Annotated in this window: 6 protein-coding genes and 1 pseudogene; 3 read left to right on the top strand and 4 right to left on the bottom strand. The window is 55.7% G+C overall.

Features of this window, described 5'->3' with window-relative positions:
• Positions 1 to 256 (bottom strand): annotated as a pseudogene (locus B2W52_RS13015) (biotin carboxylase N-terminal domain-containing protein); the annotation flags it as partial.
• Between the two features lie 233 nt (positions 257 to 489).
• Here B2W52_RS13015 and B2W52_RS13010 point away from each other — a divergent pair.
• A complete protein-coding gene (locus tag B2W52_RS13010; protein ID WP_273068953.1) occupies positions 490 to 1,455 on the top strand; it encodes a zinc-binding metallopeptidase family protein in 966 nt (321 codons plus the stop codon).
• A gap of 20 nt (positions 1,456 to 1,475) precedes the next feature.
• Here the strand turns inward: B2W52_RS13010 and B2W52_RS13005 are convergent, their stop codons facing one another.
• Positions 1,476 to 2,045 (bottom strand): NnrU family protein, encoded by a 570-nt coding sequence (locus B2W52_RS13005; RefSeq protein ID WP_008172359.1) that lies wholly within the window; start codon positions 2,043 to 2,045, stop codon positions 1,476 to 1,478.
• Positions 2,046 to 2,170: 125 nt separating this feature from the next.
• On the opposite strand from B2W52_RS13005, the gene B2W52_RS13000 reads away from it, so the two are divergent.
• Entirely contained in the window at positions 2,171 to 2,584 is a 414-nt protein-coding gene (locus B2W52_RS13000) for a hypothetical protein (RefSeq protein WP_008172358.1), read from the top strand.
• Between the two features lie 34 nt (positions 2,585 to 2,618).
• Here B2W52_RS13000 and B2W52_RS12995 read toward each other — a convergent pair whose 3' ends face one another.
• Both B2W52_RS12995 and B2W52_RS12990 read right to left on the bottom strand, forming a co-directional pair.
• A complete protein-coding gene (locus B2W52_RS12995; RefSeq protein ID WP_286803456.1) occupies positions 2,619 to 3,356 on the bottom strand; it encodes a pilus assembly FimT family protein in 738 nt (245 codons plus the stop codon).
• 114 nt (positions 3,357 to 3,470) lie between these two features.
• Positions 3,471 to 4,130, bottom strand: a complete 660-nt coding sequence (locus B2W52_RS12990; RefSeq protein WP_273068950.1) for a DUF2238 domain-containing protein — start codon at positions 4,128 to 4,130, stop codon at positions 3,471 to 3,473.
• A 201-nt stretch (positions 4,131 to 4,331) separates the two neighbouring features.
• On the opposite strand from B2W52_RS12990, the gene B2W52_RS12985 reads away from it, so the two are divergent.
• Positions 4,332 to 5,198 carry a DMT family transporter gene (locus tag B2W52_RS12985; protein WP_008172352.1) on the top strand — a complete coding sequence of 289 codons (867 nt, stop codon included), beginning with the start codon at positions 4,332 to 4,334 and terminating at the stop codon, positions 5,196 to 5,198.
• Positions 5,199 to 5,294: the final 96 nt, after the last annotated feature.

Genomic DNA, 5,294 nt, shown 5'->3' with positions numbered 1-5,294 from the left:
CCAATAAAGACCAGACCGGCCCGCTCGCATTCGCGGGCAAAACCGGCGTTTTCCGCCAGAAAGCCGTAGCCTGGATGGACCGCTTCGCAGCACGGCCCTTGAGAGCCACTGCCTCATCGGCCATACGGGTATGCAAACTGGCGGCATCGTCTTCAGAGAATACGGTGACCGCCCGCATACCCAGTTCGCTGCAGGCTCTGGCAATACGGATCGCGATTTCGCCGCGATTGGCAATCACTACGGAGCGGAAAGTCATGGTACCTGGTTCCCCGGGGTGTGATTCTTATTATGGGTGACAGAGTCACCATCCTGGAAACGCCACCCGGATGAGGCAAATGAATTTGTTTGAGGGCGGGTTATAGATATTGGTTATGTTTTAGCAGGTAGCGATTGACGACTTGGCTGGTTTTCCTTTGCTATAGGGTATAGGTTCGGGAGAGCGGCAATTCATTTTCAGGCACACTGCCGTTCAAAAGGAGCACCAGCTCTATGAAGGTTTTTTCTAACCCGGTTGGTTCCGGAAATCTGTGGTTTGATAATCTGACCACCGCTCAGGGTACACCGGTCGCTTACGACCCACAGGCCAGGGCGTTCGTCCCCATGCCTCCGTTTTGTGTGAACCGAGATATTATCGGCTGCAACTGGATTGCGCCGGAACAGGGGGCCTTCTGTCGGTCTTGTGCGATGACGGCGCTGGCACCCGATCCCAACATTTTCAATGCCATGCCGAACTGGGCCGAAACTGAGGCTGCAAAGCGCTGGGTGCTGGATAATCTCGGCCGTTGGCACTGGTTCCGGCCGGAAGATCCCGGCACCCGTCCGGTTTTCCACATGTTGGCGGAAGGCCTGACCCCGGTTGCCATGGGGCACGCCAATGGTGTGGTAACGATCAGTGTTGCAGAAGCGGATCCAGTGGTTCGTGCCACCCGGAGGCAGGCCCTGGACGAACCCTATCGAACCATGGTCGGCCACATGCGCCATGAAATCGCTCATATGCTCTGGTGGCGCCTGAGTTTGCGTGAGGACTTTCTGGATGCGTTCCGGGAGATGTTTGGTGATGAACGCGCTGATTATCCGACAGCGCTTGAGCATCATTACCATAACGGTCCGCCGGAAGACTGGAGGCTTTTCTACCTGACCAGCTACGCCTCGGCACACCCTCACGAAGACTGGGCCGAGACGGCTGCACACCTGCTGCACCTGACAGACATCACTGACAGTCTTGTATCAGCCGGACTGACATCGCCCGAGGTGCCGAGGCAGGGTTGGGACCCTTACTCAGAGCCAGACACGGCAATGCTGATAAATGTCGCAGCGTCGCTGGCCATTCGGGTTAACCACGTGAACCGTTCCATGGGGCTGTCTGACCTTTATCCGTTTGTGCTCTCGGAAACGGCGCAACGCAAGCTTGCGTTCGTGCATGACTGGTTGCGCCGCGGAGCCCAGGGCCTTTAATCCGTTTGAGCGCCGGTCGTTCAGACCGGCGCTACGCCAAATAGCCACTGGTGGGCCCAGACCACCATGATCACGTACACCGCAAGGCCACCAATGACGGCGATGATGTCATTGGCTTTGGTGGCTGGCAGCGTTGGAATGGCCCGTTGGGTTCTGCGCTTCATGGAGATCCGGTCGGCCACGGCCCAGGCCAGGAAGGCGCCGAACAGCAGAATATCGTGGAGCATCCCGTTTGCGAGAAGGTGCGCAAGAGCCCAGAGTTTGACGGCAGCCAGCATGGGGTGCCCCAGTTTTTCCTTGATTTTCCCCGGGAAGTAAGTGGCGAAGAGCAACGGGAATACAGGTACCAGAAGCAGGAAGGACACATGCTTGAGCCAGCCGGGAGGCACGTAGATCACGGTGGGATCCATCCGGGCGGCGCCGTATCCCCAGACGATCAGAACCAGGCCTACAAGGGACACCACGGAATAGAGTCCTTTGAAGGCTCCCTCGCCCATGGACGCGTTCAGCCGGTTACGCAGCGGCTCGTTAATTATGGAAAGCGAGTGCACGCCGAGAAACAGTACCAGACCGACAATCAGTGTGGTCATTTGCAAAACTCCTTTTGGCTTAAGTGACAGGGTTGCCTGATTGGCAGGGCGCTTTGCGTCGAAAGCCCTTTTGTGTGAAATCCTGATTAGTATAGGAAACCGGGACAGCAGATGCCTGAGCGTTTATGATCGGCGATCTGATTCACCGGATTGAAAAGGCGCCCATGAAGTTTCCCAAGGTTACTGTTGTACTGGTATCTGCTGCCCTGCTGTTTGTTCTCTGGGAGCAGACCCGCGACCAACCCGATCCCATCGATGCAAGCCGCCTGACCAATTTGCGGGCCAATCCGGTTGAATTGAGTGCTGCAGTTGACTGGATTTTTACCCAGATTCCGGACTTCTGCTCAGACGCCACTGGCGAGGGCAGTGAAACCAGAGCCCATGCTGATTGCGTCAAAAAAGCCGAGGCACGAACCTCCACGTGTCGGCGGATGCTTTACGATCGATTCCCGAGCGTTGTTGCCTCAGAGGCGGTATTCCGGGACGTTTCGCTCACGGCCATGGAGTGTCTGGTGCCCCGGTCCGTTTTGGTAAAGTAGGCCATATCACAACGACCTTCCGCCAGGATAGGTGTCAGCATTCCGAAGTTATCTGGGTCACCGTGCATTCCGGGTCGCCGAAGGAATCGTACTCGACATAGCAACCCGGAAGACCTGGGGCCGATCCTGAAGGCACGGAGAATCCTGCGCGGGTGTACTGGTTGTTGACGAAAGTTTCGAGCGAGGAATCGTTGGCGTCCACCGAGATGTAATCAAGCATTGTTAGCGTATCATCCGCCTCGGCGCGGCTTTCTGGGCACAGGTTGCGCCAGTCGACTTCCGAGCGGCCCGCTTCAGTTTCTATTACATAGTTGGTCTGTATTCCGCCGGGATTGCTGGCTGCTGGGGACAGCCCCTGTGCATAGGCTTTGCTTCTCACTATTCCTATTGTGCTTTTCATCGTGCCTTCCAGTGAATCCAATGCCGCCAGGCGGGCATCGGTTGAGAGGTCCGAAAATCGTGGCAGTGCAAAGGNNCCCACCTCTGAACGGCCCGCTTCAGTTTCTATTACGTAGCCAGTCTGCTGATTTCCGCCAGGATTGGTTGCTGCAGGTGACAGACCCTGAGCATAGGCCTTGCTTCTTACAATTCCGATGGTGCTTTGCATCGTGCCTGCCAATGAGTCCAATGCGGCCAGGCGGGCATCGGTGGAGAGGTCCGAGAAGCGGGGGAGCGCAAACGCAGCCAATACCGCAAGTATCAGAATGACGAGAACCAGCTCTATCAGGGTGAATCCGTGTGAATCTGGGATGCTCTTATACGATAGAAACATGAATGACTTCGTTCGGCGGATTTGAAATTGCAGGCATTATCCCATTTGGCAGGGCATGAAGCCATGCCTTCTCTGACGGGGCCATCAGACCTGCATGTAGCTTCCTTCGAATCATTAGCGTTTGAAAAACCTCGGATTTCGTTCAATAAAAGAATCAATCCAGCGCTCCAGAAAGGAGCGTTTGTCAGGGTTCTTAAGATAGCGCCAGCCTAATACGGAAATGACCAGTGCCCCGGTCGCATCGACGATCAGGTCCCACATGGTATCCGTCAGCCCGGAAGGATCACCAAGCATGGGCTTTTGCATGTTCATGCCAAACAGGGAATCCATGGTGAACTCGAAAATTTCCCATAGTGCGCCCACGCCAAGTGCAAACATGAATGCGAAAAATGCAACAAAGCCGGGTTTCATGTGCACGTGAATCTTTTCAGTCTCGTTCATTATGTGCACCAGGAGAAAGCCGAGAATACCCAGCAGGAACCCCGACATGGTATGGAGCGCCATATCCCACCACCAGAACCGCGTGTAGTAATCACGGATCTCTCCGAGAAACAGGGAAGCAAACACAAACCCTATGGCGGCCAGTTGCAACTCCGGCGGAATGTGGATTCTGAAGCGGCGCTCAAACAGCAACGGGAAGAAGGTGATGGCGATAATCATGGCCGTCAGAAATGCGGTGAACCATCGTTGGCCCCATACTGCAAAGAGCGCTTCACCAAGCAGTATCAATTGCAGAGCAATGGTAATCCTTTGGTGCGTTACGCGAATGCGCATAGGTCTCCCAAGTGAGTGGTTAAACGGCACTTTTGCATGAGTTGTACGGCGTTGGTATAGGGATGTAGGATCAGTCTGGACGAGAGGCCGCCTCAAGAATCATCCATGGTTCAGCAGGATCTGACAAGTTTTGGTGCTGTCCTGGTTCTACTCTGACCCCCGATCAACCATTGTTCCCGATAGCTACAGGACCCCACTGGCATGCCCATCTCTGTTCACTATGGTTTGACGGTACTGATCTGGGGTCTCACCTGGACAGCGATTCGTCTGCAGGTTGAAGCGGCGCCGGTCGACATATCCGTGTTTTACCGATTCTTTATGGCTTCTGTCGTGACACTGGTGGTTCTTGCCATGGTGCGCAGGCTGGAGAAGTTGACCCTGAAACAGCACGGTTGGCTGGTGCTGCAGGGGGCAACCCTGTACAGCCTGAACTTTCTGCTGATTTATCGTGCTGCAGAATCGATGACAAGCGGTCTGCTGGCGGTGGTGTTTTCGCTGGCCGCTCTGTTTAACGCTTTGAATGGCTGGCTCTGGTTACGGCTCCGGCCTACCGCCCGGCTTTATCCGGCGATCTCTCTGGGGATCACAGGTGTGGCACTGCTGTTCTGGCACGATCTGCAACTGGGGAATGCCACAGCCACCAGCATTCTTTTCGCCATTGGCGGCACCTTCTGGTTTTCCATGGGTAACCTGGTAAGCATCAAGGTGCGGATGTCTCAGGTGCCGCTGTTACTGGCCAATGCCTGGGCCATGGTTTACGGCGCGGTGATTCTTGGCATCTGGTGCCTGTTGCTTGGTGTTGAGTGGGTAGTCCCCACCTCAGCGACTTTCTGGGGCGCAACCGTCTTTCTTGCCGTTCCCGGCTCAATCATCGCGTTCTATTGCTACATCACGGTGATTCAGACGCTCGGCGCCGACAAAGCAGGCTACGCGACGGTACTTTTCCCCGTGGTTGCCCTGAGCGTTTCGACCTGGCTCGAGGGCTTTGAATGGACAACAACGGCGGTACTGGGCGCTTCGCTGGCGCTGCTGGGCAATTATGTTTTGTTCCGATCGGCCAAAGCGTAGCGCTCGTGAAGCTCTCTCAGGGCGTCAGCAAGAGCGGGGAAGGGACCCTCAGTGGGAACGCCCGGAACAACCTCATTGATCGGAAGGGTTGCCACG

The organism is Marinobacter sp. UBA2498 (assembly GCF_002341575.1).
GTDB lineage: Bacteria > Pseudomonadota > Gammaproteobacteria > Pseudomonadales > Oleiphilaceae > Marinobacter > Marinobacter manganoxydans.
Note: the sequence above shows the minus strand (reverse complement) of the source record. Positions and strands in the feature narration are given on the sequence as shown.

Bases quoted from the DNA above. Each gene is read 5' to 3' on its own strand.
- B2W52_RS13000 (WP_008172358.1), top strand. From the start codon at position 2,171: ATGATCGGCGATCTGATTCACCGGATTGAAAAGGCGCCCATGAAGTTT.
- B2W52_RS12990 (WP_273068950.1), bottom strand. From the start codon at position 4,130: ATGCGCATTCGCGTAACGCACCAAAGGATTACCATTGCTCTGCAATTG.
- B2W52_RS13005 (WP_008172359.1), bottom strand. From the start codon at position 2,045: ATGACCACACTGATTGTCGGTCTGGTACTGTTTCTCGGCGTGCACTCG.
- B2W52_RS12985 (WP_008172352.1), top strand. From the start codon at position 4,332: ATGCCCATCTCTGTTCACTATGGTTTGACGGTACTGATCTGGGGTCTC.
- B2W52_RS13010 (WP_273068953.1), top strand. From the start codon at position 490: ATGAAGGTTTTTTCTAACCCGGTTGGTTCCGGAAATCTGTGGTTTGAT.